The sequence below is a fragment of the Streptomyces sp. GL_141 genome (genome assembly GCF_057834385.1).
Window position 1 is genome coordinate 4124397 of the sequence record NZ_CM174402.1, and the last position, 26415, is coordinate 4150811.

Genomic DNA, 26415 nt, shown 5'->3' on the forward strand with positions numbered 1-26415 from the left:
GCAGTCGTCTCAGACGACGAAGCCCGGGGTGCCCGCGTCGGTGACGACCGGGCGGCCCGCGGCCTCCCAGTCCTGCATGCCGCCGGCCACGTTCACGGCGTCGATGTCCTGGCCCCGGAGGTACTGGGCCACCTGGGCGGAGCGTCCGCCGACCCGGCACATCACGTAGACCGGGCGCTCGTCCTCGATCTTCTCGGTCAGCTCACCGATGCGCGCCACGAACTCGCTCATCGGGATGTGCAGTGCGCCCTCGGCATGGCCGGCCGCCCATTCGTCGTTCTCGCGAACGTCGAGGACAAAGGCTTCGGAGGGCAGCGCGGAGGCGGCCACCGAGGGAAGCGGTCCGGAGTTCATGTCTGTCGCCTTCTCTCGTCACGGATAGCTGAGCCAACCTATCCGACCCGGCCCGCCGACCGGTCCGCCGCGGCCCCGGCCTCAGACGGGGGCCGGCAACGGCAGCCGCGGACTCGGCCTCACTCGGCGGTGAGCGCCGCCAGCTCCGCCTCGCGCTTCTCGACGTCGCCGAGCAGCTGCTCGGCGATCTCCTCCAGCAGCCGGTCCGGGTCCTCCGGAGCCATCCGCAGCATCGACCCGATCGCACTCTCCTCGAGGTCCCGGGCCACCACCGACAGCAGCTCCTTGCGGCGCGAGAGCCACTCCAGGCGCTCGTACAGCTCCTCGCTCTCGCTCAGCCGCTGCTCGGCCGGCGCCGGGCCCTCCGCCCACTCCTGCGCCAGCTCGCGCAGCGCCTGTTCCTCGCCGCGCCCGTAGGCCGCGTTGACCCGCGCGATGAACTCATCGCGCCGCTCGCGCTCGGCCTCGTCCTGGGCCAGGTCGGGATGTGCCTGGCGGACCAGCTCGCGGTAGAGGCGGCGCACCTCCTCCGAGGGGCGCACCCGCTCCGGCGGCCGCACCGCGCGGTCCGTGAGCATCGCGGAGGCGTCGTCGGACATCCCGTCCGAGTCCAGCCAGTCGTGGAACAACTCGTCCACCCCGGGCATCGGCATCACCAGCGAGCGGGCCTCGCGCGCACGGCGCAGGTCCTCCGGGTCCCCGGTGCGCTGCGCCTTCGCCTCGGCGATCAGCGCGTCCAGCTCGTCGAGCCGCGTGTACATGGGGCCGAGCTTCTGGTGGTGCAGGCGGGAGAAGTTCTCCACCTCCACCCGGAAGGTCTCCACGGCGATCTCGAACTCGATCAGCGCCTGCTCGGCGGCCCGTACGGCGCGCTCCAGGCGCGCCTCGGGCCGCTCGTCGGCAGCGGGGCCGGGGCCGGAGCCGGGCTCGGACGCTTCGGGAACAGTCTGCTCGCTCACCCGGCCAGCCTAAGGCCCGGAGGCCCGGCTGTTTCACGTGAAACATCCACCGGTTTCACGTGAAACATCCCGGCTGCTCGACCCCGGACACAGACCCGGCACAGCCCCGGGCACAGACCCGGATCCAGACCTCTGCCTCAGACCTCTGCCTCAGACCTCTACCTCAGACCGCCGGCTCAGACCCGCGGCTCAGACCGCCGGCTCAGACCCGCGGCTCAGACCCCGGACTCCGCCGCGATCCGGCCGGACCGCACCGCCGCCACCAGCACCGCGTGGTCGGCCTCGCTCCGGTCGGCGTAGGCCACGGCGAAGCCGGCGATGGCCTCGTCCAGCTCGTCGCTCTTGCCGCAGTACCCGGCCAGCAGCCGCGGATCCGCGCTGTGCGCGTGCGCCCGCGCCAGCAGGGCTCCGGTCATCCGCCCGTAGTCGTCGAACTGGTCGGCGGCCAGCGCCGCCGGGTCCACGCTGCCCTTGCGGTTGCGGAACTGGCGGACCTGGAAGGGCCGCCCCTCCACCGTCGTCCAGCCCAGCAGGATGTCGGAGACCACCTGCATCCGCTTCTGCCCGGCCACCACCCGGCGGCCCTCGTGCTCCTCCGGCGGGGAGACGAAGCCGAGCCCGGGCAGGTGCGGCAGCAGTGCGGAGGGCCTGGCCTCCTTCACCTGGAGGACCAGCGCCTCACCCCGGTGGTCCAGCAGCAGCACCACGTACGAGCGGGTGCCGACACTGCCCGTGCCCACCACCCGGAAGGCCACGTCGTGGATCGCGTACCGGGCCAGCAGCGGCAGCCGGTCGCCCTGGAGGGTCTCCAGGTACGGGCCCAGCGCGGCCGCCACGGCCGCCGCCTCCTCGTCCCCGACCCGGCGCAGCACGGGCAGCGCGTCCACGAAGGCCCGGCCCCCGTCGGCCGTGAGCTCGGTGGACTTGGCGGCGAACCGGGCGGAGGTGTTGTTGCGGGCCTTCTCGGAGACGCGTTCCAGTGTGCCCAGCAGGTCACGGGCATCGGTGTGCGAGACCAGTTCCTCGTCCGCGATGGCGTTCCACGCGTCGAGGGCCGGCAGTTTGGCCAGCAGGCGCATCGTGCGCCGGTAGGCGCCCGCCGCGTCGTGCGCGGCCGCCCGGCAGGTCGCCTCGTCCGCACCGGCCACCCGGCCCGCGAGGACCAGCGAGGTGGCCAGCCGCTTGAGGTCCCACTCCCACGGACCGAAGACGGTCTCGTCGAAGTCGTTGAGGTCGATGACCAGCCGGCCGCGCGCGTCCCCGTACAGGCCGAAGTTGGCCGCGTGGGCGTCTCCGCAGATCTGCGCGCCTATCCCGGTCACGGGACCGCCGGAGAGGTCGTGGGCCATCAGCCCGGCCGCCCCGCGCAGGAACGCGAAGGGAGTGGCGGCCATCCGGCCGACCCGTATCGGAGCGAGTTCGGCGACCCGCCCGACGTTGGACTCCTCCACCGCCCGCACCGCGTCCGGACGGTCGGCCGGGGCCTCGAACCGCGCGTGCGCCGACCGGGGCACCCGCGTGCGCAGGGCCTTGCCCGCCTCCCGGGGCGAGACGGTGGGCGAACCGGCCGCCGAACCGGCGGCGGAACCGGCCCGCGCCCCCGCACCGCGCGCCGCCGGGCCCGCGGAGTGCCGCGGAGCGAACCCCTCGACCACCGGGATCCGTACCTTCGACTCCGGTCCCACGCCCTGCTGCTGCGCTACCGCCGTCATGCGCCCCGCCCCCTGATCGCCATCGGATTTCGGCCCGACCGTACCTACAGCCCGGCGTCCCTGGCCAGCAGGGCCGCCTGTACCCGGTTCTCGCATTCCAGTTTCGCCAGGATCCGGCTCACGTACGTCTTCACCGTGGCCTCGCTCATGTGCAGCCGCCGCCCCGCGTCCGCGTTCGACAGCCCCTCCCCCAGCAGCGCCAGCACCCCGCGCTCGCGCTCGCTCAGTTCGGCCACCCGGCGCCGCGCTGCCTCGTCACGGCCGGCCGTCCGGCCCGACGCGATTTGGTCCACCACGTGCCGGGTCGCCCCCGGGGACAGGTACGCGTCCCCCGCCGCGGCCGCCCGGACGGCGCCGATGAGTTCTCCGGGCGCGGAGTCCTTCAGCAGGAACCCCGCTCCGCCGCCGCTCAGCGCCCGCAGCACGTTCTCCTTCTCCCCGAAGGTGGTCAGGATCAGCGCCCGCACCTCGGGTGCCGCCCGGCCGAGCTCGGCCAGCGCCGTCAGCCCGTCCATCACCGGCATCTGGATGTCCAGCAGCACCACGTCCGGGCCGTGCGCCCGGGCCAGTTCCACCGCCTCCCGGCCGTTCGCCGCCTCGGCGACGACCTCGATGTCCGCCGCCGAGGTCAGGATCATCCTGATCCCGGCCCGGATCAGCGGTTCGTCGTCAGCGATCACCACGCGGATCACCTTGGCTGTCACCCGTGCTCCTACTGCTTGGCCTGGTACGCCTGCTTGTCGACGAGCTTGCCGTCCTTGAAGCAGAACCGGAAAACGCTGTCGCTGCCCAGATCGGAATCGTCGTCCGCCAGGAAGACCACACAGGCCGCGCCCTGCGGACGCGGCGGTCCCTTCCGGTCGAGCCCCTCGGTCAGGATGCTGTCCCCGCTGGGCAGCTGCGACCGTACCGCCTCCTCCGGCTCGCCCACGTGGACGGCGTCGTACTCGTCCTTGCCGATCATCGCGTCGCTCACCGAGCCCACGAGCAGCGCCACCGCGGCCCCGATCACGATCACCAGCACCACCGCCGCCGCGACCGCGATCCCGCAGCCCAGCGTCACGCCCCCGGCGCGGCCGCTCCCGCTCAGCAGCTTCCGGTCGACCGCGTCCCAGTCCACCGGTCCGGCGCTTCCGCTCAGTGTCCTGGCCTGCATCTGCTGTCCGAAGTCGTCGGCGATCCCGGCCTCCTCGGCCGCCGCCTCCTCGGCCCCGGCCGGCTCGGTCCCGTACGGGAGCACCCCGGCCACCCGGAACCCGCCGCCCTCCACGGCCCCCGCGTAGACCATGCCGCCGACCAGCCGGGCCCGTTCGCGCAGCCCGGTCAGCCCCTGGCCGCCGGACACCACCTCACCGGCGCCCGGGCCGGCCGCCGGACCGTTGGCGATCTCCACCACCAGGGAGTCGTCCTCGTACCTCAGTTCCACCGTGATGGGCGCGCCCGGCGCGTGCTTGTAGGCGTTGGTCAGCGCCTCCTGCGCGATCCGGTACGCCGCGTGGTCGCACGCCGCGACCAGCGGCCTGGGCTGCCCCGCGGTGGTGAGCCGTACGTCGGTCCCCGCGCTCCGCGCCGACTCCACGATCCCGGCGATGCCCGCCACCCCGCGCGCGGCGGGCTGCGCCTCTTCGACCGGCAGCGGCGCCTCCACCCCGTCCCGCAGGATGCCGACGACCTCGCGCAGCTCGTGCATGGCCGCGACCGACGCCTGGCGCAGGACGCCCACCGCCTCGCGCTGCCGGTCGGTCAGGACCGGATCGACCTCCAGCGCACCGGTGTGCACCGAGATCAGCGCGAGCTGGTGGCCGAGGCTGTCGTGCATGTCCTGGGCGATGCGCTGGCGTTCGCGCAGCCGGGCCTGCCCCGCGACCATCGCACGCTCCCGCAGCAGCTGGGCGTTGCGCTCCTGGAGGGCGCGCAGCAGCGTGTGGCGCTGGGACCAGTAGCGGCTGGCCAAACCGGGCATGACCACCATGGCCAGGAACATCAGCGCGCTGAAGACGACGATCAGCACCGCGCGGCCCTGCGGGAACTCCTTGACCACGCTGAGGCCGATGGCCAGGGCGAAGGCCACGGTGAAGGCACCGAGCGCCCGTCCGACGCCGACGATGCGCCGCCCCGCCGACCAGCCGAGGGGGATCACCACGAGGAAGGCCCCGGGCAGGTAGACACCCACCGCCGAGCCCGCCACCAGGGTGCACACCGGCAGCCGGCGCCGCAGCAGGGTCAGCGCCACCACGACCACGGAACTGGCCAGCATCCGCGCCCCGGAGCCGTTGTCGAGGTCCTCGACCCCCAGCCCGAGCAGCACGAGCACGCCGGCGAGCGACAGATCCCCCGCCAGCATCCGCCGGGTCCAGGGCTCGGGCCCCTTCACCCAGTCCCAACCCGCACGCACCCTCGCCGTCGCATCCACCCGCCCGACCCTAGACACCCGGCCGCCGCCGGGCTGCCCTCTTTCGTCGCGCCCCGCGCGACGAAAGTCGTGCGGCACAGCGCTGACCGGGGGTGGTACGCACCGGGTGCGTCCGTTGCGTGCCTCCCGGGGAAGGCTTCCGCCTTCTCCGCTACAGGCGGCCTGCCTCCGAAGAGGAACACCCTCCTACCTCTTTCGAGGCAGCACCGCCGCCGGCGGGCCGCTCCGCCTTGTGAGCCCCGTCTCTCCTACCTAAGGTCCTGCCATGACCGAACGGAATGGATCACGCGGGGAAACCGGCGGCACAGATGATCGGCGGGTGGAAGCGGCGTGCAGCTACCGGACCTGAGCGCCGAGATCCACATACCCCTCCGTGTCCTTCAGCTTTACGTGCGCATGGGACTGCTCCCCGCTCTTCCCGCGTACGACGAGTCCCACGTCCGCAGAGCCGTATTGGTCAGAACGCTGCTGGACGTCGGCGGTCTTTCGTATTCCTCCGCGCGCCGCGTCGTGCGGAAGATAGAGATGTCGCCGCCGCCGATCGGCGAACTGTGCGGCACCATCCAATACGCCCTGCCCGCGCCCGGTTCGGAGGCGCAGGACCAGAATTGGGACCGGGCCCGGGAGCGTGTTCAGGCACTGGCACTGGCGCGAAACTGGCGGGTGAGTCCGGAGAATCCGGCGTGGCACACGCTGACGCAGACACTCGTCGCCGTGGAGTGGCTCGGACACGACGATCTTCTGCGCCTCCTGGACACTTATGCGGACGCCTTGGAACCGGTTGTGGCCGCCGAGGTGCGCCTCCTGCACGAACAGCCTGACCCGGAGAGTGCGGCCGCCCACATGGTGACGGGAACCGTTCTCGGGGACGTCGCATTCTCCGCACTGCGCCGCCTTATCCACGAGCACGCTTCCTCCCAAGAACCGTCTGAATGTCCGTAACGGTAACTACCGCCCAGTAAGTACCTTAAGGTTGACGCCCCTACGGTTGACGTGCATGCTGTTTGGTGATCACTGGAGCCCACTCCTTCCGAACAGAACGACCGTAAGGGGACGGCGACTTCGGGCTACAGCAAGGGCGGGGGATCTTGCGGTACAACCCAGACGGACACGGGATCGATACACCAAACAAAGCAAGAGAAGAGGTGGGATTAGCAAAGAAATTCCAGCACCAGCAGCCAGAACTCCTCGAGGATTACCGAAACACCCTGGTCGAGCATCACAATCCATTAGGCTCGAACCCGGAAGCATGGGCCACCTGCAGAGAACAAGCCCAGCACATTCTCGCCGAATGCCTCCGCGCGTTGGAAGACGGAGCCGAGGAAGAACCACTCGACACCCACCTCATCGCGAAGACCCGAAGGCTCAGCGGCGCCCGCATCTCGCAGGGAATCGCACCCATCCATTCGGTGCGCGCCGGAGCCCTGCTCTTCCAGGTCGCGACGAGCCACCTCATCCGGATCGCCTCGGCAGGGCCCGAGGACCAGCGCTGCCTGATGAAGATCCTGCCCGTGCTGCAGTCATCGATCACCCAGCGGCTCGAAGCCGGCTCCACCGGGCACGACCTCTTCCTGCTCGACGTCGTACGCGATGCCACCCGGCACGGCCGTGACGGCATGGCCCGCGAGATCCACGACCGCATCGGCAGCTCCGCCAGCCTCGCCCTGCGCCAGCTGGAGCTCTACGAGCTCACCCGGCACCCGTCGGGGACGGACCCCCGGCTGGAGGCCCTGAAGCAGGCCATCCTGGAGACGCTGTACACCACCCGGGACATCGTGACGGACCTGCGGACCCGGGCGGAATCCACCCAGTCCCTCTACGTCTCGCTCTCGGCCTTCGTCTCCGCCATGGCCATGGACGACCTGCAGGTCGACATCCACGTGACCGATCCGGGCGACCTCCTGCCGGACGAACTCACCGAGGACCTCTACCTGATGCTCCGCGAATGCCTGCGCAACGCCTTCACCCACTCCCGTTCCTCACGGATCGACATGGAGGTCCGCGTCGAGGCGGGCCGGGTCGACGCATCGGTACGGGACGACGGCAAGGGCTTCGAGCCACACGCCCACCGCCGGGGAAACGGACTGTCCTCCCTGACCGAGCGCACCAAACTGCTGGGCGGCCGGTTCACCATCGACAGCTCTCCGGGGCACGGGACGGCGATCGCGCTGTCCATCCCCTTCGACACGGAGAACCATGCACACGCCAACTGAGCAACGCCCGGCCCCCGAACCGCTCCGCATCATCGCCGTCGACGATCACTCGCTGCTCCGCCGGGCCCTGTGCGAGCTGATCGAATCGGAGGACGACCTCACCGTCGTCGCCGATACGGACACCTCCGAGGGACTGGCCGAGCTGGTGGAACGCACCAGACCGCACGTGGTCCTCCTCGACGTGGAAATGCCGGGTCACCACGCACCCACCGTGGTCCGCGCCCTGACCACCCGATTTCCCCAGGTGCACGTACTGATCCTGACCATGCACAGCGACGCCCAGCTGGTACAGGAGCTGCTGGCCCACGGAGCCCGCGGCTACCTGCACAAGAGCGTCCCGCGCGAATCGCTGCTCGCCGCGCTGCGCAACACCGCCACGCGCGATCCGCACGTCACGATCGCCCTGCCGAGCAGCGGCGTCCCCACCGTCGGATTCAGCACCTCGCACCAGACCCTCTCGCCACGGGAGCGGGAGGTGCTCACCTTCGTCGCCGCCGCCCTGAGCAACCGGCAGATAGCCGTCCGGTTGCGCATCACCGAGGGCACCGTGAAGCGGCACTTGCGCAACGTATTCGAAAAACTCGGCGCGATATCACGTATCGACGCGGCGAACAAGGCAATTGATGCGCGGCTCATCAGGAGGCCGGGGCCGGAAGACCGGCCGGGCGCCGGAAGGGGATAGGACCAAAAAGCCGCACAACAGGCCCTCCCACATACCTCTTTGAGAGTATCGGGGTTACTCCCAGCGGGTCTGCCCCGGGTTGGGGCCGTCCGAATATATTCAAGCCATGCCGTCAAAGACGCCCATAATTTCCGATGGAATTGAGCGTTCCACAAGACCGTTATCTCCTTCGGCCGCACCCCTCAAATGGGTCCGGGTCCTGCTGCTCTGCTTCCAGGAATCCCGGGCAGCGGTGCAGGCCATTTTCCTGATGCGCTTCCTGCTGGCCGCCACAGCCGGAGCCACGTCCTATCTGACGCTGCCCCCCGCCCTGTTCGGCGGGGCCGGCGTCTGGCTGCTGGCCGCGACGTCCGTCTACCTGTTCAACGGGGTGACGGACGTCGACGAGGACCGGGCCAACGGCTCCACCCGGCCCATCGGACGCGGCGCGCTCTCACCCGCGGACGCCCGTCGTACCGCGCACGTGATGGCCGCCGCGGCGCTGGCCGGCGGTGCGTGGATCGGCCCGGCGATGCTCACGGCGACCGCGTGCATGCTCCTCCTCGGCTTCGTCTACTCCGCTCCGGGCATCGCCCTCAAGACCAGCACCCCCGGCACCATGGCCACCGTGATCGGCAGCGGCGCCCTCACCTACACCGCCGGCATCGTGTGTTCCGGGAGCCCCGTCTCGCCGTCGCTGATCGCGTTCTGCACCGCGATGTGCCTGTGGATGGGGCTGGTCGGGGCCGTTACGAAGGACTTTTCCGACGCCGCCGGCGACGCCCGGCACGGCCGGCGCAACTGGACGGTCCTGTGGGGGTACGCGAGGACGGCCGCCGTCGTCTCGCTGAGCGCCGTGGCGGTGGGGGCGGGGCTGCTGGTGTCCGCCCTGGCCCTGGAGGCGCCGCAGCTGCTGGTCCCCGCCTTCGTCCTGCTGGGCGGGGCCCTGGCGCTGGCGGCCGCGGCACTCACCGGGCGGTCGCAGGACTCGCGCTCCCGGCGCAGGCTGCCCTACCGGATGTTCATGGTCACGCAGTACGCGGCGCATCTCGTCGCTTTCGCCCAGCCCATCGGCTGAACGACAACGGGGGAACCACAGTGAGGCACAGTCAGATCCATCCCTGGGCATCCACCCGCCCGGACGCACGACCCGGTGCCACTGCCGACACCGGCGCCGCGATGCGCCACGACGGGTTCGGCATCCGCATCCTCGGCCCGCTGGAAGCGGTCAACGGCGCCTCCGCGCACCGCCCGCGCGGCCCCAAGGTGCGCAAACTGCTCGCCCTTTTGGCCGTCCGCGCGGGGGACATCGTCGAGGTGGACACGCTCGTCGAGGAACTGTGGGACGGATCGCCCCCGCCCACCGCGGTCAGCACGGTCCGTACGCACGTCTACCACCTGCGCCAGGAGCTGGGGCGGGAACTGGGCGACACCGACGTCCGCCGCGTCATCACCACCGAGGGCACCGGGTACTCGCTGTGCCTGGCCCCCGGCCGACTGGACCTGGAGCAGTTCACCCAGCTGTACGGACAGGCCCGCACCGACCTGCACGCCGGCAACGCCGAAGCCGCGCTGGAGCGGCTGGACACCGCGCTCGGCCTCTGGCGGGGCCGCGCGCTCGCCGATGTGAGCCGGGGCCGCGTGCTGACGGGACACGGCGCCCGCATCGAGGAACTGCGCTCGCGGGCCCAGCAGTTGTGGATCGAGGTCATCATGGTCCTGGGGCGCCACGGCGAGGTCGTGCCGGAGCTGCTCCGGCTGGTCACGGTGGATCCGCTGAACGAATGGCTGCACGCCCGTCTGATAGACGCCCTGTACCGGAGCGGGCGGCGGGGCGACGCCCTGCGCGCCTTCCACCACGTACGGACCGTACTGGCCGAGGAGTTGGGGCTGGAGCCCTCCGACGACCTGCGCCGGCTCCAACACCACATCCTGGCGGGTGGAGCGGCCGCGTGAGCATCCGGATCTGGACCGTCCCGACCGCGGACGCGGCGGCCTGGGCACCGTACGAAGAGGCGTACGCGGTGATGGACTCCCGGGAGCGGCACCGGCTGGCCCGCTTCGGCCGCGCGACCGACCGGCTGCGCTACCTCGCCATCCACCACGTCTACCGGAGCCTGCTCGGGCGGGAACTCGGCATCCACCCGGCCGAGGTGGTCTTCCGCCGGTCCTGCGCCCGCTGCGAGAGCCGGGAGCACGGCCGGCCGGTGCCCCACGGGCCGGACGGGACCACCCTGTCGGTGAGCCTGTCCCATTCGGCTGCGTACGCCGTCGTCGCGATCGGCGACAGCCCGGACGTCCCGGTCGGAGTGGACATCGAGCGGGTGCGGCCGCACATGGACTGGAGCCGCATCCCGTGCGTCCAGGGCGTGCGCACGACCCACGGCTTCGAGCAGTGGACGCGGGCCGAGGCGCTCGTGAAGGCCGCGGGCACCGGCCTGGAGGCCGACCCGCCCCGCTACACCGGCCACGCCTTCGGGCCGTGGCGCGCCGCGCTCGTACCGGGCTCGGCCCAGGACTGGTACGTACGCAGCATCCGCTCCCCCGAGGGGTACGCCGCTTCGCTGGCATCCGCGAGCGCGGACGCGACGGTCACCCTCACGCAGTGGCGGCCCTGACGGCCGTCAGGGCCGGAACGGCAGAAGGCAGAAGGCAGAAAGAGGCCGGCCCCCGGGAAGTTCCGGGGGCCGGCCTCCTGTCTGTGCGCGCCCCTACCGCAGCAGGACGCAGCTGGGGCTGGGCACGGCGAGCGGCGGCGCGGCCGGGGTGAGCCGGCCGGTGGCCGGGTCCAGGCGGAAGGCGCTGACCGACTGCCCGGCCTGGTTGGCCGTGTACACGTACCGGTCGGAGGCGTCGAGGGCCACGTCCCGCGGCCAGCAGGTGCCCGGCGCCTTGGCGCTGACGGGCTGGGACTCGATGAGCGCGAGGCTCCGGCCCGCGTTGCCCACCCGGAAGGACTCGACGGTGTCGAGCCCCCGGTCGGCCGTGATCAGGAGCCCGCCGTCGCGCGTGAGGTGCACGGCGGAGGGGGCGTTGCGGGGGTTGATGCCGGGCGGCGCGACGGACGCGTGGGTGACCGGGCGGAGCTCGCCGGTGCCGGCGTCGTAGGACAGCACGGTGACGGTGTGCCCGAGTTCGTTGGTCACGTAGGCCAGGTCTCCCCGCGGGTGGAAGACCAGGTGCCGCGGGCCGATGCCGCTGCCGAGCCGGACCCTGCCGGCCGGGCGCAGGCCGCCGGTGGCGGAGTCGAAGTCGTAGACGTGGATGTGGTCGTCGCCCTTGTCGGGAACCAGCACCCGGCGGCCCGCGGGATCGAAGGCGATCATGTGCGGATGCGGGCCGCGCTGCTCCTCGGGGTGCGGGCCGCGGCCGTCGTGGCGTACGACGGTCACGGGCTCGCCCAGCGATCCGTCGGCCGCCACGGGCAGGACGGCGATGTGCCCCGAGTCGTAGTTGGCCGTGAGCAGGAAGCGGCCTTCGGGATGGACCGCGAGGTGCACCGGCGCCGCGCCCGCGCTGGAGCGGGGGCTCCCGAGCGGGTGCAGCCGGTCCCCGTCGATCCGGTAGGCGTGGACGGCTCCGGTGGCTCCGTCCGGAAGCTGGCTGACGGCGTAGAGGCGGGCCCCGTCGGGCGAGAGCGCGAGGAACGAGGGGTTCTCGATCCCCCGCTGCCACCGCCTGACGTCGAGCCGCCCGTCGGCGCCGACGGCGGCGATCCCGATGCCGGGAAGGCCCGGCAGCCCGTACTCGCCGATGGTGAAGCCGCCGATGTAGGCGTGGCGGGCATCGGGACGGGGTGCTTCGCCCGCGGCGGTGGACATGCCGGTCCAGCCGATCCCCGCGAGGGCGCCCGCCCCGGCGAGCGCGAGGAATCCGCGCCGGTCGTAGGAGGAGGAAGAAGAAGAAGAAGGAGATGGGGCCGGGGCCCGTCCACCAAGTCTGCTGCGGCGGTTCACAGTGCGGCTCCGAAGATCAGCCCGGGTGCGAGGAGGACGGCGAGCCCTCCGCCGGCCAGGGCCAGCAGGACCTGCCACCCGGTGCGCAGGTTCCTGATCCGGGCCCGGCGGCGGGCCAGGGCGAGCACCGCGACCGACGCCGCCCAGGCGGGGAGTGCGATGCGCAGGCTGACCTCGCCGGTGAACAGGAGTCCGGCGCGGCCCGTGATGCATTCGGCCGCCGAGCACCCGTCGGGCGGGGCGGACGAGGACCACAGGACCCCGAGCCCCAGGAAGAGCAGCGGGGCCAGGGCCGCGAGTCCGGTGGTCCACACGTAGGGCGACAGTCCGGTGCTCCGGCGGGCCCGCCGCCGGGTGATGGCGAAGGCGGCCAGGGCGGGTACCCACCCCGTCAGCACGCCGAACAGTCCCGCGTGCGCGGCCTCGGAGAGCGCGGCCCAGGCGCCGTCCGCCCCCCAGCCGCCCCGCAGCAGTGCGAGGAGGCCGGTGGCGGCGGCGAGTCCGGCCGCGGTGTGCGCCCAGGTCCGTGCGAAGGAGGGGGCGCCGGCCCAGCCGACGAAGACGCCGGCCAGCGAGACCAGCAGTACGGGCGGACCCGCGGTCACCCCCCAGGGCAGCGGAAACCCGGGCAGCCCGTCGCCCAGGGGCGCCGACCAGCCTCCCCAGTCGCCGAACAGGGCCGCCAGGACGGCGGTGACACAGGCGGCGACGGCGCCGGCGTGCTGCACCCGGTCGGTCTCGGCCCGGGCCCGCTCGGCCCGTTCGGCCTCCGCCCGGGCCCGCCGCATCCGGTCGGCCTCCGCCTGATCGGCGCCCGCCTGATCCGCCTCGGCCTGATCCGCCTCGGCCTGATCCGCCTCCGCCTGATCCGCCTCCGCCAGAGCACGCTCCCCCCGATCAGCCGCGCCCCCGGACTCCCCGGACTCCCCGCCGCCTGCCAGGACGAGCGCCACGCCCCGGCCCCGGAACGGGGGAGGTCCGGAGACGGGGCGCGGCGCCGCCTGCGGGATCGCCGGGCCGGTGGAAGCCGGCCCGGTCGCGGCCCCGTGGGCAGCCTCGGAGGGAAGTCGGGGGACCATCCCCTCCGAGGCGGTTCGTGGCTTCGGGCCGAGGGGGCCGGCGGCTATGTCCGCCTCCGGCTCCCCGGAACCCTCCGCGGTCGCGGGGCGCCCGGCTGCGGACGCTCCTGCGGGCCGGGCCGTGGTCATCGCCCGGCCTCGGCGGCGTGGGCGGTGTCGGCGGTGTCGGCGGCTCGGACACCTGCCTGCGGCGCAGGGCCCGTACGCTCCCCGGCCTCGGACTCGCGGAAGCCGTAGCGGGACCACCAGCGGGCCAGCGGCGCCGGTGCCCACCACGCCCACTTGCCCATCAGGGCCATGGTGGCGGGCACGAGCAGGCCCCGGACCACGGTGGCGTCGATCACCACCGCGATCACCAGACCCACCCCGATCATCTTCATGAACAGGATGGACGAGGTCGTGAACCCGCCCACCACCACGACGAGCAGCAGCGCGGCACTGGTGATGATCTTCGCGGTGCGCTGGAGCCCGATGGCCATCGATTCGACCGGGTCACCACTGGCCTCCCACTCCTCGCGCACACGGGAGAGCAGGAAGACCTCGTAGTCCATGGCCAGGCCGAAGGCGATCGCCACGATGAGCACGGGGAAGTTGGCGTCCACCGCGCCGATGGGCTCGAAGCCGAGCAGCCCGGAGAGGTGCCCGTCCTGGAAGATCCACTTGATGGCGCCGAAGGTGGCCAGGAGCGACAGCAGGTTGAGGATCACGGACTTCAGCGGGAGCAGCAGCGAGCCGAAGGCCAGGAAGAGCACCAGGAAGGACACGACGGCCACGAACAGGGCCATCCAGGGAAGACGTCCGCCGATCATGTCGACGATGTCCACGCGGGAGGCCGGCATGCCGGTCACCAGCGTCTTCGCGCCCTCCGGCGCCGCGGTGCCGCGGACCCCGTGCACCAGGTCCACGGCCGGGCGGGACATCGGGTCGGGCGCGTACCGCACGGTCACCCGCGCGTCGTTGCCCGCGAAGGCCGTGGGCGTCGCGGACGTCACGCCCGCCACCCCCTCCAGCCGGTCCGCGTACGCCTCCACGGCGCCGCGGTCGGCCGGGCCGTCGAAGCGGACGACCGAGGTCATGGTCCGGCCGGGGTTGGTGTCGAAGTCGGCGGCCAGGGTCTTGCTGACGACCTTCGCGTCCCCGCTCGACGGCAGGACCCACTCGCCCGGCCGGGCCCAGTTGATGCCGAGCAGCGGCGCACCGAGGCCGACCAGGACGGCGACGATCGCCAGCGAGGACAGCAGCGGTTTGCGCATGACCGCGTGCGCGGTGCGGTACCAGCGCCCCTGGGTCAGCGGCTTCGCCGCGCCGCCCCGGCCGCCCGGCAGCGGGATCCGCCACTTGTCGATGCGGTGTCCCGTGTAGCGCAGCAGCGCCGGGAGCAGCGTCAGCGAGCCGACGACCGCGAAGGAGACCACGGCGACGGCCGCGTAGCCCATGGAGGACAGGAACCGCGACGGGAAGAGGGCCAGGCCCGCGAAGGAGATGGCCACGGCGAGACCGGAGAAGGCGACCGTGCGCCCGGCCGTGGCCGTCGCGCGCCGGACCGCGGTGTCCACGTCCGCGCCGGCGTGCAGTTCCTCGCGGAAGCGGTTGACCAGGAAGAGGGCGTAGTCGATGGCCAGACCGAGGCCCAGGATCGTGATGACGTTGATGACGGTGCTGGAGATCTCGGTGAACATCGTCAGCACGCGCAGCACCACGAAGGATCCGAGTGCCACGAAGGTGCCGACGGCCAGCGGCAGCAGCGCGGCGACCGCACTGCGGAAGATCAGCACCAGCAGGACGAGCAGGACCGGGATCGAGAGCATCTCGGCCCGGGCGATGTCCGAGCCGGTCAGGGCGTTGACCTGTTCCGTCATGGCGGCCACGCCGCCGAAGCGGGCGGTGACCCCCTCCGCCTCGAACTCTTCCTTGATCTTCGTCAGCGTCTCGACCTGGTGCTGGTCGTTGTCGTCGGCGAACTGCACGGTCGCGTACATGCGGGTGCCGTCCCGCGATACGTAGGCGTCCGCGCCCTGGGCGCCTGGGTCCCAGAAGGAGCTCAGGCGTGCGATGCCCTCGCGCGGGACTCCGTCGAGCGCCGACCGGACGGCGCCGCCGAACTCCTCGGCGCTCCGGCCGGCGACCTTCGACTCGTAGAGGACGATCACGTCGTTGGACTCGCGCCCCAGCGGGCCTTCGAGAACCTTGTCGGCCTCGACCGACTCACTGGCCGGATCGTCGAATCCGGCACCGCCGGTGAACGAGCCGAAGACGCCGGTACCCCACACGCCTGCGAACAGTGTGAAGACGACCGCCGCGATCACGACCCATTTGCGACGCCGCGCGGTGAATGCTCCGATGGCGGCAAACAATTTTCTCTCCCTGGCTGGTATCGCTCTTGCTGAGGCTTGCTGAATACGTCGACCCCGCGCAGGTTCGGTTCCCGACTCTTTCAGAGCCGGTAATTACGCGGAATGCACATTCGGGTTGTTCGCTATACCTCTTTCGACACATTCCCGGCCGAGGTCCGCACGGGAAGGGCGAGCCGGGTGGTGCGCCGCTGCGCGAGCGAGGCGGCCACGCCCACCACCAGCGACAGCCCCAGACCGATGGCGACCGAGTGGACCGGGTCGTCGCTGAGCGCGTCGCCGAAATAGCCCACCCCCACGGAGTACGCGGTCCATATCAGCTCCGCGAGCGCCGCCCCGGAGGCGAACCTGCCCAGCGGGTACCCGGCGGCGCCCGCGGAGAGCCCGCCCAGCAGCCGCCCGCTCGGCAGGAAGCGCACGCCGACGACGAACGGAATGCCGCGCCGGCGCACCTGCCCGGACATCCACTCGAAGAGCTCGCCGCGCCGCCCGCGCGCCAGGGCGCCCAGGCGCGCCCGGTCCCCGAGGAGCCGGCCGCAGCGGTGTATCAGCAGGTCACCGAGGAGCGCGCTGCCGGCCACCGACAGCACGACCAGGACGATCGACATCTCCCCGCGCGCCGCGAGCACACCGCTGGTCACCAGCAGCACGTTGTTCGGCAGCAGCGGCGGCAGGGTCGTGAGCGCCAGGATCACGTACGCCCAGCACGCCGCGCCCGACAGGTTCCCCGCCAGGCCGGAGGTGACGTCGACCCAGGACACGAGCGAGTTGATGTCCACGGCCTTCCCTCCATCCGTTTCGTCCCCGGCCACGAAGGGTCCGGGGCAGCCGGCACTACCTCTTTCGAGGCATGTGCCGGGTCATTGGTGAGTGATGACCCCAGGTCGGCGGGTCACTAGCGTCGGTTCGGCAGCGGACGAACGCGCCTCCACAAGAACTGTAACCTAAGGTATCGATAGATTCACTATCACCTATGACCAGGCTAGGCGGGCGCACATGACCGACGTGATGCTGTTCCTCAGAGAGTTCGCCCGGACCCGTCGGGACACGGGAGCCATCGCTCCCAGCAGTCCCTTACTGGCCCGGGCCCTCACCCGCTACGTGATCCCCAGTCCGGGCAGGCCGCGCGCCGTGCTCGAAGTCGGCCCCGGCACGGGCGCCGTGACCCGGCACATCCAGCCGGCACTGGGTCCCCTCGACACCCTCGAACTGATCGAGCCCAACCCGCGGTTCGCCGACCTGTTGCGGCACACCTACCGGGACGACTCGCGCATAGGCCTGCTGCCCGGCCTGGTCCAGGACCACGAACTCGGCTCCTACGACACGATCGTGTGCGGCCTGCCCTTCGCGAACTTCGAGGCCCCGGTCGTGGAGGACATCCTCGGGCAGCTATTGGGCGCGCTGAACCCGGGCGGCACGCTGTCCTTCTTCGCGTACGCCGGGGTCCCGCCCCTGCGCCGGGCCCTCACCTCGGGCGAGACGCGCGAGCGCACGCTGGGCACCCAGGCGGTACTGGAACGCACCCTGCGGCGCCACCGGTTCCGCACCGAGACGGTGCTGTGGAACGTACCGCCCGCCCACGTGCACCACCTGGCCCTGGTGGCACCCGCGCTCGCCTACAGCGCCTGATCCCCCACCGGCACCTGGTCCTCCGCCCCGGCGGACACCCGGCCGGACGCGTCCTCCTGGGCGATGCGGCGCAGGGCCGACATGGCCGCGTCGCCGAGGAGGGTGCCGAGGACCACGCCCTCCACCTTGCCGTCCACGCTGGGCACCCGGGCGAGGGCGGCCAGCTCGGCGCCGGCCAGGCGCCCGGCCACGGCCGCGTACTCGTCGAGCAGGGACAGCAGGTCGCCCCGGCCCAGGTCGCGGTAGGTCACGACGATCTGGGCCAGCGCCTTCCAGCCGGGGTTCTCGGGCTTGACCGCCCAGCCCTGGCGCCGCACCAGCTCCTCGACGGTGCGCTCGGCGCCCGCCCAGTCGCCCTCCGGATTCGGGTCGGCCACGGCGCGGGTGACCGCGGACTGGGCGACGCCGAGCATGCCGTGGACCGTGCGGTGGGGCGAGTCGACCTCGGCGAGCACCTCGCGGACGGCGGCGATCGACAGACCGCCGACCTCCAGCATCGCCCGGATCAGCCTGAGCCGGTGCGCGTGCTCCTCGGAGTAGCTCACCTGGTTGGGGCTCGTCCGCTCGCCGGACGGCAACAGCCCTTCACGGGCGTAGTACTTGACCGTCGCTACCGAAACTCCGGTACTCCGCGCCAGCTCTCCGATACGCATTCCCACAGGATACTGCGTTTCCCCTCCACGTTTACCCCCCGGCCACAACAACCCGGCCACGGTCCGCCGCATCCGCGAATTGCCCAGCTTTTATCGGTCTTGAATTTGCGCACGATCACGCTTCCATGCCGGACTGCCAGGCTCAATCCGTACCCGAACTCTCCTCTTGGAAGCCAAAGAACCCAGCCGAAGAACACAGCCGAAGGAATCAGGTATGACCACAGAAGTGGTTCCGGAGCTTCCCTCGGAGCCCGGCGATCTCGCCTACGGGCGCACCGTGGACCGCTCCCTGGTCCACCGGGCCGCCGTCTCCGAGGTCTTCGTCACCGACATCAGGCCCCTGACCGCCATGCGCGTACGCACCGCGGTCCAACTACCCCTGACGCACGGCTACTACAGCGACCACGTGCAGCAGCCCGCCCTCTACGACGCCCTGCTGCTCCTGGAGTCGGGCCGGCAGGCCGCGATCGCCGGATCGCACGCCCACATGGGCATGTCCCAGGGCACCACGATGATCGTCGACAGCTTCCGCATGGACCTGTACGGCCTCGCGGCGCTGAAGATCGGCTCGAAGCCGGGACGGCTGCGCATCGACACCGAGTACTCCGGCAAGGCGAACCGGCGCGGCCGGGTCCGCAAGGGCATGGTCGCCCAGCGGTACTTCATGGACGGCGTCGAGGTCGGCGACCACGAGATGGACGTGCTCTTCCTCAACCCGCACGAGAACGAGGTGCTGCGGCACGCCCAGCGCGGCACCGCGGCGCCCCTGACCTCGGACTACGGCCGCCACGGACCGGGCGACGACGGCAGCGGACAGCAGCAGCCCGGACAGGTCGGCCGGGGCAACCCCCTCAACGTCGTGCTGTCCGGCGCCCGGTACGCGCCGGACGCGGTCACGGCCCGGGTGACGCCCCGCTACGACAACCGCGCGCTCTTCGACCACGTCTACGACCACCTCCCGGCCATGACCCTCGTCGAGGCCGCCCGCCAGCTCGCCCTGCTCACCACCGGCGAACCCCTGGCCACGTACGCCGTCGGCTTCGAGGCCCGGTTCGACCGGTTCGCCGAACTGGACGACACCGTCCTGGCCGAAGCGGCCCGCCCCGCCGGGGGTGCACCCGGAACGGTTCCGGTGCGCTTCGTCCAGGCCGGGGCGCAGATCGCCCACGTCACCGTCACCACCGCATCCGGGAGCCAACTGTGAGTACGCGGCGCCTTGCCGTCTGGACCGACTTCGGCGGTGTTCTGACGCCTCCGATCTCCCACACGATGGCCGCCTTCTGCGCGGCACAGAACCTCGACCAGCAGGTGCTCGGGCAGGCCCTCGGAAAGGTCACCGCCCGCTACGGCACGGTCGACCCGATGGAGCCCATCGACACGCCCCTGATCACCGAGGAGCAGTGGCTCGACGAGATCTCCGCCGTGCTGGCGGCCGATCACGGCATCACCGGCCGCAAGCTGACGACCCTCGCCGACACCTGGTTCGACGGCCGCGAGACCAACCACGCGTGGGTGGCCGAGCTGCGCAAGGCCCGCGCGGGCGGCGCCTTCGTCGGGATGATCTCGAACATGGTCCCGACCTGGGACGCCCACTGGCGCCGCATGGTCGACGTGGACGAGCTCTTCGAGGACGTCCTCCTCTCCTTCGAGGTCGGCCACCGCAAGCCCTCGCCCGCCATGTTCGCGCTCGCCGCGGAGCGGGCCGGGGTCCCCGCCGCCGACTGCGTCCTGATCGACGATCTCGCGCACAACGTCGCGGGAGCCGAGGCCGCCGGCTGGACGGCGATCCACTTCACCGACACGAGCACGGCGGCGGAGCGGCTGAGCTCCCTGCTGGCGTCCACCTCCGTCTCCGCGCCCGCGTAATCGACCCCGTTGCCGTCCGACCTTCGATAAGGAGCCCCACACCGTGAGCCGTTCCGTGCTCGTCACCGGCGGGAACAGAGGCATCGGCCTCGCCACCGCCCGCGCCTTCGCCGAACAGGGCGACAAGGTCACCGTCACCTACCGCACCGGCGAGCCGCCCGAGGGGCTCTTCGGCGTGCGCTGCGACGTGACGGACCCCGAGTCCGTGCGCCGCGCCGTGGAGGAGGCCCGCATCCAGCACGGGCCGATCCAGGTACTGGTCTCCAACGCGGGCATCACCCGCGACGAGCTGTTCGCCGGCATGCACGCCGAGGACTTCCGCGCCGTCGTCGAGACGAACCTGCTCGCGGCGGTGGCCGTCACCAAGGAGGTCCTGCCGGACATGCTCAAGGCCCGCTGGGGCCGGATCGTCCTCGTCGCCTCGGTGAGCGCCATGTCCGGCGCCCCGGGCCAGACCAACTACGCCGCCTCCAAGGCCGGCCTGATCGGGTTCGGCCGCTCCCTCGCACGGGAGGTCGGGCGCCGCAAGGTCACCGTCAACGTGGTGACTCCGGGCCTGATCGAGACCGACATGGTCAAGGACGTCACGGGCCCGCGCCGCGAGCACCTGCTCAGCCAGACCTCCCTGTTCCGTGCGGGCGAGCCCGAAGAGGTGGCCGGCGTCGTGAAGTTCCTCGCGAGCGACGAGGCCTCGTACGTCACCTCGGCGATCGTCCCCGTCACCGGCGGCCTCGGCGTCGGCTACTGACCGTCCCCACCCGTCACATCCATCCGCAGGAAAGGAAACCCATGGCGAACGACAAGGTCCTCGAGATCGCCCACCAGATGGGCCGGATCTTCAACGACCTGGACGCGGAGGCCGCCCACGCGCTGGTCGCCCCCGACTTCGTCGACTACGAGGCCCCGCCCGGCACCCCCGGCGGCCCCGACGGCTACCTCGGCACCGCCCGCTGGATGAACTCCGTGTTCTCCGAGGCCGGCTGGGACCACCTCGACTCCTTCGCCGACGGCGACAGGGCCGTGATCCGGGTGCGGTTCACCGGAATCCACACCGGCAACTTCCTCGGCTTCGAGGGCACCGGCAACAAGGTCGACGTCGAGCACATCCACATCTACCGCGTCGGCGACGACGGCCTCGTCCACGAGCACTGGGCCTGCCGCCAGGACCTGTTCCTGCTGGCCCAGATCGGCGCGGTCGAACTGAAGCTGCCGCCCACGGGCACGCAGGCGTAACCCCTTCCCCGCTCCACCACTCAGGTCGCCGAACACCCCACGGGTTCGGCGGCCTGTGTGCATGTGCGGCAACAGCGCACGACAGACACCACAGAGAGGAACGAAGCCGTGATGAGAGCCGACCGGCCGGCGTGGGCCCTGGTGGCGACCTCGCTGCCCATGTTCATGGTCGCCGTGGACAACCTGGTGGTCACCAACGCCCTCGCCGTGATCGCCGATGACCTGAACACCACCCAGACCGGCCTGCAGTGGGTGGTCAACGGCTACATCCTGCCCTTCGCCGGACTCCTGCTCGCCGGCGCCGCACTGGGCGACCGGATCGGCCGGCGCCGCGTGTTCGTCTGGGGCATCGGCGTGTTCACCGCCGCCTCGGCCGCGTGCGCGCTCGCCACCTCGGTGGGCGCCCTGATGGCCGCCCGCGTCCTGCAGGGCGCCGGAGCCGCCGCGATCCTGCCGGTCTCCCTGACCCTCGCGGTCGCCGCGGTCGGCCCGGCCAAACGGGCCCTGGCCGTCGGCGTGTGGGGCGGGGTCAACGGCCTGGGCATCGCCATCGGCCCGATGGCGGGCGGGATGGTGACCCAGGGCCTGGACTGGCACTGGATCTTCTGGCTCAACGTGCCGGTGGGCCTGCTGGCCCTGCCGCTCGCCCTGTGGGCCGTACGCGAATCGACCGGTGCGGCCCGCCCCCTCGACGTGTGGGGGACCCTGCTCTCCTGCGGCGCCGTCGTGGCCGCGGTCTGGTCCATCATCCAGTCCGCCGGCGAGGACGTGTCACTGCTCCGCACGCTCCTCGGCGTCGCGCTGACCGCCGTGCTCGCCGCCGCGTTCGCCTACCGCCAGCGCACCGCCGCGCACCCGCTCATCCCGCTCCACCTCTACCGGGTGCGGCCGTTCATGCTGAGCAACCTGCTGGCAATGGCCATGTACTTCGGCGTGTTCGGATCGATCTTCTTCCTGGCCCAGTTCCTCCAGGGCCCGATGGGCTACTCCCCGCTCGAAGCGGGCCTGCGCACCCTGCCCTGGACCGTGGCCCCGATGGTGGCCGTACCCGTGGCCAGCGCCCTGCTGGACCGGGTGGGCGGCTGGCGGCTCCAGGCGGCCGGCGCTCTGGCCCAGGCCCTCGCGCTGGCCTGGCTCGGGCTGATCGCCCGGCCCGGCGTGTCCTACGGGCCGATGGTCGTCGCCATGGTGCTCGCCGGCGTCGGCATGGGCCTGGTCTTCGCGGCCAACCCCGCGACGGTGATCGGCTCCGTGAAGGAACACGAGCACAACCTGGCGTCCGGGGTGAACAACACCGTCCGCGAGTTCGGCGGCGCCCTCGGCATCGCCGTGCTCACCCTCGTGTACGTACAAGGCGGCCTCCGCAGCGCTGTGCTGACGGGGGCCGCCGTGGTGTTCGCGGGTGCCTTCGCGGGACTGGCTATCGGGCGTACGACAGCACGGCCCGGGTCCGTGCCAGCACCTTCCGGGCCCCCGAGCGCACGGTCAGATCGACCCGAACCGAGCCGTCTTCCCTGACCTCCGCCACCGCGCCGTCGACGGTGATCTCCACACCGTCGGCGGTGTCGGGGACCACGACGGGGCGGGTGAACCGGGTCCCGTACTCCGCGAAGACGGCCTCCTCCCCCACCCACCCGCGCAGGGCCGTCGCGGCGAGGCCCATGCTGAGCATCCCGTGGGCGATCACCCCCGGCAGACCCACCCGGGCGGCCGTGGAGTCGGACCAGTGGATCGGGTTGTGGTCACCGGAGGCCGCCGCGTACCGGACGAGATCGGCCCGGGTCACGCGGAAGGTGCGGGTGGGGAACGTGTCTCCTGCGGCGGTCACCGGCCGGCCTCCTCTTCGTGCCGCGAAACGAGCGTGGACGTCGTCGTGCACACCAGCGCGTCGCCGTCCGCCTCCCGGACCAGCCCGCGCAGGGTGAGCACGTCGTTGCCGTCGACGGTGGCGGCGGCGAGCACCTCGATCACGACGACGAGGCGGTCCCCCGACCGGACCGGCCGCACCGCGTCGAACCGCTGGTCGCGGTGGAGGACCCGGGAGAAGTCGAAGCCGAGCCCCGGATCGTCGATCACCTGCCGCTCGGCGTGCATGGACAGCACGATGGGGAACGTGGGCGGCGCCGTCAGGCCGTCCCCGGCCTCGGCGCCCACGGCCCGCGAGAACTCCCGGATGGTCTCGCGGCCGACTTCGTAGGGCTCGCTCGGCGGATACGTACGCCCCGCGAAGGACGTGTCGAAGGCAGCTGGCATGGGACCTCTCCTCGGAAAGTGCGGACGAACGAACGGACGACACCAACGGCCGGACAGCACAGCGGCGCCCGCGTGAGGGTTCGCGGGCGCCGCTGTGAGCCGGCCGGACATCAGCGGGGTGAACGCACCACCAGGGCGGCCGCGTTGCCGTCCCACCCGACGGAGGTGATGAGCGCGGTCACCCGCCGCGCGGGCGGCCGCGCCTTCCACTGCGCGAGGAGACCGGCGAGCTGCATCGCGCCGCTCGCGCTGTACGTCTCACCGAGCACGTCGGCGATCCGCAGGGTCGCCGCGGGCGCACCGCCCAGCGCGACCCGCACGCCGCGCCGTTCGACCGCTTCCAGACCGCGCTGGTGGCCGGCCCCGAAGGAGACCACGTCGATCTCGGCGGGCTCGACCCCGCTGCGCTCCAGCGCACGCGAGACGGCGAAGGCCAGCCCGTCGGCGTAGTCGCGCGGATCGGCGGTGAACCGCGACTCGCACGCGAGGAGCTCGGCCAGCTCGCCACCGGCCGGCCGGTCGGGCTGGACGGTGAACACCGCGGCGCCCTCGCCGAGCGCGGCGCCCTCCCGCAGCACCCCGGTACGGTGCCAGCCCCAGGCCGCCGGAGCGCTCAGCTCCTCCACGCCGCCGACCAGCAGCCGGTCCGCGCGCCCGAGCGTGAGCGCCAGCCGGGCGTGCCGGAAGGCGAGCAGGGAGGCCGTCTGGCCGCCCGCCACCGTGGCGTTGAGCCCGCGCAGTCCGTTGCGGATGGCGATCTGGCCGGTGGTGCTGTTCATGACCGTGTTCGGGAACCGGCCCGGATTGACCAGGTACGGCTTCTCCAGCGTCAGCGTGTCGTAGAGCAGGGTGCTGTGCGTGGACACCGATCCGGTGTTCGTGGCGAGCACCACGCCCGTGCGCGCCCCGTCGACCTCGATCCCCCGGAGCACCTCCTTGCAGGAGACCAGCCCGAAGGAGGTCAGGCGGTCCAGGTACTTCGTGCCCTTGCGTCCGAGCTGTTCCTTGGCGTCCAGGCCCCGCACCGCGCGGACCGGACGCGGCGGGTAGTCGGCCGCGTCCTCGCCGACCGGTTCGTCACGGGACCCGTCGGGGGCCTCGTCGCCGCCGAGCAGCCGCTCGGCCAGCGCGTCCAGGCCCAGACCGGCCGCGGAGACGACGCCCGCCGAAGCCACGTAGAGCGGTTCGACGACGGTCACCTTCCGCTCTGCGGCAGCGCCGGCGGCCTCGGTCGTGGCGGTCACGAAACCCTCCCCAGGATGGTGATGACGTTGTTCCCGCCGAAGGCGAAGCCGTGGTTCTGCACGATGTTCAGGCGGGCCTCGCGGCCGGTGCCCGGCACGCAGTCGACGCCCTCGCCGAGCTCGGGGTCCGGCTCGGTGACGTGTGCGGTGGGCGGCAGGAAGTCCTGCTCCAGCGCCTTGCAGCAGGCGATCGCGCCGAAGCCGGAGGCCGCGCCCATGGTGTGTCCGAGCATCGACTTGATCGAGCTGATCGGCGGGATGCGGTCGCCGAACACCTCACGCGCCGCCGCCACTTCGGTGGCGTCGTTGGTGGGGGTGCCCGTTCCGTGCGCGCAGATGTAGTCGATCTGCCCGGGGTCCACCCCCGCCGCCTCGTGCGCGGCCCGGATGCCGGACGCGATGCTGGCCGCGTCGGGGTGCACCATGTGGGAGGCGTCGCAGTTCGCCGCGTAGCCGAGTACCTCGGCGTACATGCGGGCACCGCGCCGCCTGGCGTGCTCGTACGTCTCCAGCACCAGGACCGCGCCGCCCTCGCCGGTGACGATGCCCGTGCGGTCCGCGGAGAAGGGCCGCGGAACGTCCTCGGCCATGGCGCCGAGGGCGTAGAACCCGGCGTGCGTCAGCCGGTTGACGGCATCGGCGCCGCCCGCCAGCATCACGTCGGCCTCACCGCTGCGGACCAGGTCGAAGGCGTACCCGAGCGCGTAGTTGGAGGCGGAACAGGCCGTCGGGATCGTCTGGGTGTCGCCGCTGAGCAGCAGCTCGGAGCTGACCGCGTTGGCGATCCGCGCGGCCGGGGTCTGCCCGGCCAGGCCGCCGTCGATCGACTCCAGGCCGCCCCGGATCCACTGCTCGGCCAGCTCCTGGACGACGGCGGACTCCCCGCTGGTCGTCCCCATGATCGCGCCGGCACCGGCGGCTTCCAGCTGGCCCTCGTCGATCCCGGCGTCGGCAATGGCCAGCCGGGCGGCCGCGGCGGCCAGCAGGCCGCTGCGGCCCCAGCGGGCCGGGTCGAGCCGCTTGAGGTGGTCGGTCGGATCGAAATCGAGGACCTCGCCGGCATTGCGCCGGGGAAAAGCACTCGCGTCGAAACTCTCGATCGGCCCGGTACCGCTCTCGCCCGCACGGATGGCGGCGGCGAACACATCGGCACCGATACCGACCGGAGACACCGCGCCGAGCCCGGTGATGACCACCCGGCGGTACGTTCCCGCCGCCTTGCCGGCAGTACGCGCGGGTCCGGTCTCAGCCATTCGCGTTCTCCTTGGCATACCGCTCGACACCGTCCACCAGGAGGCGCAGGTTCACGAGTTCGGTGAGGTCGGTCTTCGGAATGACCACACCCAATTCCTTCTCGATCCTGGCAACGACGGTGATGAGGGAGAGCGAGTCGCTGTCGTAGTCGTCGATGAAGTGGCCACCGTCGGTGAGCTCGCCGTCTTCGAGCTCGAGCTCTTCGTTCACGATCGCGCTGACAGCCGCGTAGAAGTCACTCACGGTTGCCGCAGTCTGCTGAGTCATGCGCTTGCCTCTCGTCGCCTTCGAACCGTTCGAACAGGACCGTATGCGGGTATGAATTGACCGGGCAAGGCCCACTCAACCAAAGAGGCAGCACATTCCCCCAAAGTGGCAAGAGTACTCCCCGACTCCCTTGGCCCGCCATTTGTACGGGGTTTTATCGACGGTTTATTGCGGGTTTATCGAGGGTTTATCGAGATTCCAAACCTCCCTGCCAGAATCATCGGGACGGTGATATCGGGACGGCGGAAGAGGTCGAGATGAGCGGTCCGAGCGGCCCACGAGGTCAGCGTGGTCCACGATTGGCTTTGATATTTCCGG

At 71.7% G+C, this 26415-nt stretch carries 27 protein-coding genes; 12 read left to right on the forward strand and 15 right to left on the reverse strand.

All coding sequences use genetic code 11. From position 1 onward, the window contains the following. Nucleotides 1-9: 9 nt before the first annotated feature. The 5 genes from AC3IX6_RS17995 to AC3IX6_RS18015 form a co-directional block, all read right to left on the reverse strand. The gene (locus AC3IX6_RS17995) at nt 10-354 is read right to left on the reverse strand and encodes a rhodanese-like domain-containing protein (protein ID WP_250738739.1); all 345 of its coding nucleotides are present in this window, start codon (nt 352-354) and stop codon (nt 10-12) included. 119 nt (nt 355-473) lie between these two features. After that, the gene (locus AC3IX6_RS18000) at nt 474-1313 is read right to left on the reverse strand and encodes a J domain-containing protein (RefSeq protein WP_489371138.1); all 840 of its coding nucleotides are present in this window, start codon (nt 1311-1313) and stop codon (nt 474-476) included. A gap of 215 nt (nt 1314-1528) precedes the next feature. Continuing rightward, on the reverse strand, nt 1529-3025 hold the full coding sequence (locus tag AC3IX6_RS18005; RefSeq protein WP_489371139.1) for a DUF2252 domain-containing protein: 1497 nt from the start codon (nt 3023-3025) through the stop codon (nt 1529-1531). A gap of 44 nt (nt 3026-3069) precedes the next feature. Further along, a complete protein-coding gene (locus AC3IX6_RS18010; protein ID WP_489371481.1) occupies nt 3070-3717 on the reverse strand; it encodes a response regulator in 648 nt (215 codons plus the stop codon). A gap of 20 nt (nt 3718-3737) precedes the next feature. Beyond that, entirely contained in the window at nt 3738-5438 is a 1701-nt protein-coding gene (locus AC3IX6_RS18015; protein ID WP_489371140.1) for a sensor histidine kinase, read from the reverse strand. A gap of 330 nt (nt 5439-5768) precedes the next feature. On the opposite strand from AC3IX6_RS18015, the gene AC3IX6_RS18020 reads away from it, so the two are divergent. From AC3IX6_RS18020 to AC3IX6_RS18045, 6 genes are all read left to right on the forward strand, one after another. Next, entirely contained in the window at nt 5769-6380 is a 612-nt protein-coding gene (locus tag AC3IX6_RS18020) for a MerR family transcriptional regulator (RefSeq protein WP_489371141.1), read from the forward strand. Between the two features lie 362 nt (nt 6381-6742). Then, nucleotides 6743-7651, forward strand: coding sequence for a sensor histidine kinase (locus AC3IX6_RS18025; RefSeq protein ID WP_489371142.1), 909 nt, complete (start codon nt 6743-6745; stop codon nt 7649-7651). Further along, a complete protein-coding gene (locus AC3IX6_RS18030) occupies nt 7635-8333 on the forward strand; it encodes a response regulator (protein WP_489371143.1) in 699 nt (232 codons plus the stop codon). Before AC3IX6_RS18025 ends, AC3IX6_RS18030 begins: the two co-directional genes overlap by 17 nt. A gap of 232 nt (nt 8334-8565) precedes the next feature. Further along, a complete protein-coding gene (locus AC3IX6_RS18035; protein WP_489371144.1) occupies nt 8566-9390 on the forward strand; it encodes a UbiA family prenyltransferase in 825 nt (274 codons plus the stop codon). Nucleotides 9391-9491: 101 nt separating this feature from the next. Beyond that, on the forward strand, nt 9492-10268 hold the full coding sequence (locus AC3IX6_RS18040; RefSeq protein WP_489371145.1) for an AfsR/SARP family transcriptional regulator: 777 nt from the start codon (nt 9492-9494) through the stop codon (nt 10266-10268). After that, a complete protein-coding gene (locus AC3IX6_RS18045; protein ID WP_489371146.1) occupies nt 10265-10930 on the forward strand; it encodes a 4'-phosphopantetheinyl transferase family protein in 666 nt (221 codons plus the stop codon). Before AC3IX6_RS18040 ends, AC3IX6_RS18045 begins: the two co-directional genes overlap by 4 nt. Nucleotides 10931-11023: 93 nt before the next feature. On the opposite strand, the gene AC3IX6_RS18050 is transcribed toward AC3IX6_RS18045, so the two are convergent. The 4 genes from AC3IX6_RS18050 to AC3IX6_RS18065 all read right to left on the reverse strand — a co-directional run bounded on the left by AC3IX6_RS18050 (nt 11024) and on the right by AC3IX6_RS18065 (nt 16477). Continuing rightward, entirely contained in the window at nt 11024-12268 is a 1245-nt protein-coding gene (locus AC3IX6_RS18050) for a lactonase family protein (protein ID WP_489371147.1), read from the reverse strand. Continuing rightward, nucleotides 12265-13221 carry a hypothetical protein gene (locus AC3IX6_RS18055; RefSeq protein WP_489371148.1) on the reverse strand — a complete coding sequence of 319 codons (957 nt, stop codon included), beginning with the start codon at nt 13219-13221 and terminating at the stop codon, nt 12265-12267. The genes AC3IX6_RS18050 and AC3IX6_RS18055 overlap by 4 nt, the downstream gene beginning before the upstream one ends. Nucleotides 13222-13472: 251 nt before the next feature. Further along, nucleotides 13473-15701, reverse strand: coding sequence for an MMPL family transporter (locus AC3IX6_RS18060; RefSeq protein ID WP_489371149.1), 2229 nt, complete (start codon nt 15699-15701; stop codon nt 13473-13475). Nucleotides 15702-15823: 122 nt separating this feature from the next. Beyond that, complete coding sequence (locus AC3IX6_RS18065) at nt 15824-16477, reverse strand: DedA family protein (RefSeq protein ID WP_489371150.1); 654 nt, start codon at nt 16475-16477, stop codon at nt 15824-15826. Nucleotides 16478-16694: 217 nt separating this feature from the next. Between AC3IX6_RS18065 and AC3IX6_RS18070 the strand changes: the two genes are divergently transcribed. After that, a complete protein-coding gene (locus AC3IX6_RS18070; protein WP_489371151.1) occupies nt 16695-17327 on the forward strand; it encodes a class I SAM-dependent methyltransferase in 633 nt (210 codons plus the stop codon). Here AC3IX6_RS18070 and AC3IX6_RS18075 read toward each other — a convergent pair. Beyond that, complete coding sequence (locus tag AC3IX6_RS18075; RefSeq protein ID WP_489371152.1) at nt 17315-17980, reverse strand: MerR family transcriptional regulator; 666 nt, start codon at nt 17978-17980, stop codon at nt 17315-17317. The genes AC3IX6_RS18070 and AC3IX6_RS18075 overlap by 13 nt on opposite strands. 214 nt (nt 17981-18194) lie before the next feature. Here AC3IX6_RS18075 and AC3IX6_RS18080 point away from each other — a divergent pair, with 214 nt between their 5' ends. The 5 genes from AC3IX6_RS18080 to AC3IX6_RS18100 all read left to right on the forward strand — a co-directional run bounded on the left by AC3IX6_RS18080 (nt 18195) and on the right by AC3IX6_RS18100 (nt 22597). Further along, a complete protein-coding gene (locus AC3IX6_RS18080; protein ID WP_489371153.1) occupies nt 18195-19184 on the forward strand; it encodes an AfsA-related hotdog domain-containing protein in 990 nt (329 codons plus the stop codon). Further along, entirely contained in the window at nt 19181-19846 is a 666-nt protein-coding gene (locus AC3IX6_RS18085; RefSeq protein ID WP_489371154.1) for an HAD family hydrolase, read from the forward strand. Before AC3IX6_RS18080 ends, AC3IX6_RS18085 begins: the two co-directional genes overlap by 4 nt. Nucleotides 19847-19889: 43 nt before the next feature. Continuing rightward, on the forward strand, nt 19890-20594 hold the full coding sequence (fabG, locus tag AC3IX6_RS18090; protein WP_489371155.1) for a 3-oxoacyl-ACP reductase FabG: 705 nt from the start codon (nt 19890-19892) through the stop codon (nt 20592-20594). 41 nt (nt 20595-20635) lie between these two features. Continuing rightward, on the forward strand, nt 20636-21079 hold the full coding sequence (locus tag AC3IX6_RS18095; protein WP_389694438.1) for an ester cyclase: 444 nt from the start codon (nt 20636-20638) through the stop codon (nt 21077-21079). Between the two features lie 111 nt (nt 21080-21190). Next, a complete protein-coding gene (locus tag AC3IX6_RS18100; protein WP_489371156.1) occupies nt 21191-22597 on the forward strand; it encodes an MFS transporter in 1407 nt (468 codons plus the stop codon). Here the strand turns inward: AC3IX6_RS18100 and AC3IX6_RS18105 are convergent. From AC3IX6_RS18105 to AC3IX6_RS18125, 5 genes are all read right to left on the reverse strand, one after another. Continuing rightward, nucleotides 22500-22907: a MaoC/PaaZ C-terminal domain-containing protein gene (locus tag AC3IX6_RS18105; protein ID WP_489371157.1), complete on the reverse strand. Its 408-nt coding sequence runs from the start codon at nt 22905-22907 to the stop codon at nt 22500-22502. The two genes, AC3IX6_RS18100 and AC3IX6_RS18105, sit on opposite strands and share 98 nt — an antisense overlap. Further along, nucleotides 22904-23332 carry an FAS1-like dehydratase domain-containing protein gene (locus AC3IX6_RS18110; RefSeq protein ID WP_489371158.1) on the reverse strand — a complete coding sequence of 143 codons (429 nt, stop codon included), beginning with the start codon at nt 23330-23332 and terminating at the stop codon, nt 22904-22906. Before AC3IX6_RS18110 ends, AC3IX6_RS18105 begins: the two co-directional genes overlap by 4 nt. Nucleotides 23333-23442: 110 nt before the next feature. Continuing rightward, complete coding sequence (locus AC3IX6_RS18115) at nt 23443-24576, reverse strand: beta-ketoacyl synthase N-terminal-like domain-containing protein (protein WP_489371159.1); 1134 nt, start codon at nt 24574-24576, stop codon at nt 23443-23445. Then, entirely contained in the window at nt 24573-25829 is a 1257-nt protein-coding gene (locus AC3IX6_RS18120) for a beta-ketoacyl-[acyl-carrier-protein] synthase family protein (protein ID WP_489371160.1), read from the reverse strand. The genes AC3IX6_RS18115 and AC3IX6_RS18120 overlap by 4 nt, the downstream gene beginning before the upstream one ends. Further along, complete coding sequence (locus tag AC3IX6_RS18125; RefSeq protein WP_489371161.1) at nt 25822-26097, reverse strand: acyl carrier protein; 276 nt, start codon at nt 26095-26097, stop codon at nt 25822-25824. The genes AC3IX6_RS18120 and AC3IX6_RS18125 overlap by 8 nt, the downstream gene beginning before the upstream one ends. Nucleotides 26098-26415 lie beyond the last annotated feature (318 nt).

Coding starts and splice junctions, on each gene's coding strand:
- AC3IX6_RS17995 (WP_250738739.1), bottom strand. CDS start 354: ATGAACTCCGGACCGCTTCCCTCGGTGGCCGCCTCCGCGCTGCCCTCC.
- AC3IX6_RS18005 (WP_489371139.1), bottom strand. CDS start 3,025: ATGACGGCGGTAGCGCAGCAGCAGGGCGTGGGACCGGAGTCGAAGGTA.
- AC3IX6_RS18030 (WP_489371143.1), top strand. CDS start 7,635: ATGCACACGCCAACTGAGCAACGCCCGGCCCCCGAACCGCTCCGCATC.
- AC3IX6_RS18040 (WP_489371145.1), top strand. CDS start 9,492: ATGCGCCACGACGGGTTCGGCATCCGCATCCTCGGCCCGCTGGAAGCG.
- AC3IX6_RS18070 (WP_489371151.1), top strand. CDS start 16,695: ATGACCGACGTGATGCTGTTCCTCAGAGAGTTCGCCCGGACCCGTCGG.
- AC3IX6_RS18075 (WP_489371152.1), bottom strand. CDS start 17,980: ATGCGTATCGGAGAGCTGGCGCGGAGTACCGGAGTTTCGGTAGCGACG.
- AC3IX6_RS18080 (WP_489371153.1), top strand. CDS start 18,195: ATGACCACAGAAGTGGTTCCGGAGCTTCCCTCGGAGCCCGGCGATCTC.
- AC3IX6_RS18095 (WP_389694438.1), top strand. CDS start 20,636: ATGGCGAACGACAAGGTCCTCGAGATCGCCCACCAGATGGGCCGGATC.
- AC3IX6_RS18100 (WP_489371156.1), top strand. CDS start 21,191: ATGAGAGCCGACCGGCCGGCGTGGGCCCTGGTGGCGACCTCGCTGCCC.
- AC3IX6_RS18110 (WP_489371158.1), bottom strand. CDS start 23,332: ATGCCAGCTGCCTTCGACACGTCCTTCGCGGGGCGTACGTATCCGCCG.
- AC3IX6_RS18120 (WP_489371160.1), bottom strand. CDS start 25,829: ATGGCTGAGACCGGACCCGCGCGTACTGCCGGCAAGGCGGCGGGAACG.
- AC3IX6_RS18125 (WP_489371161.1), bottom strand. CDS start 26,097: ATGACTCAGCAGACTGCGGCAACCGTGAGTGACTTCTACGCGGCTGTC.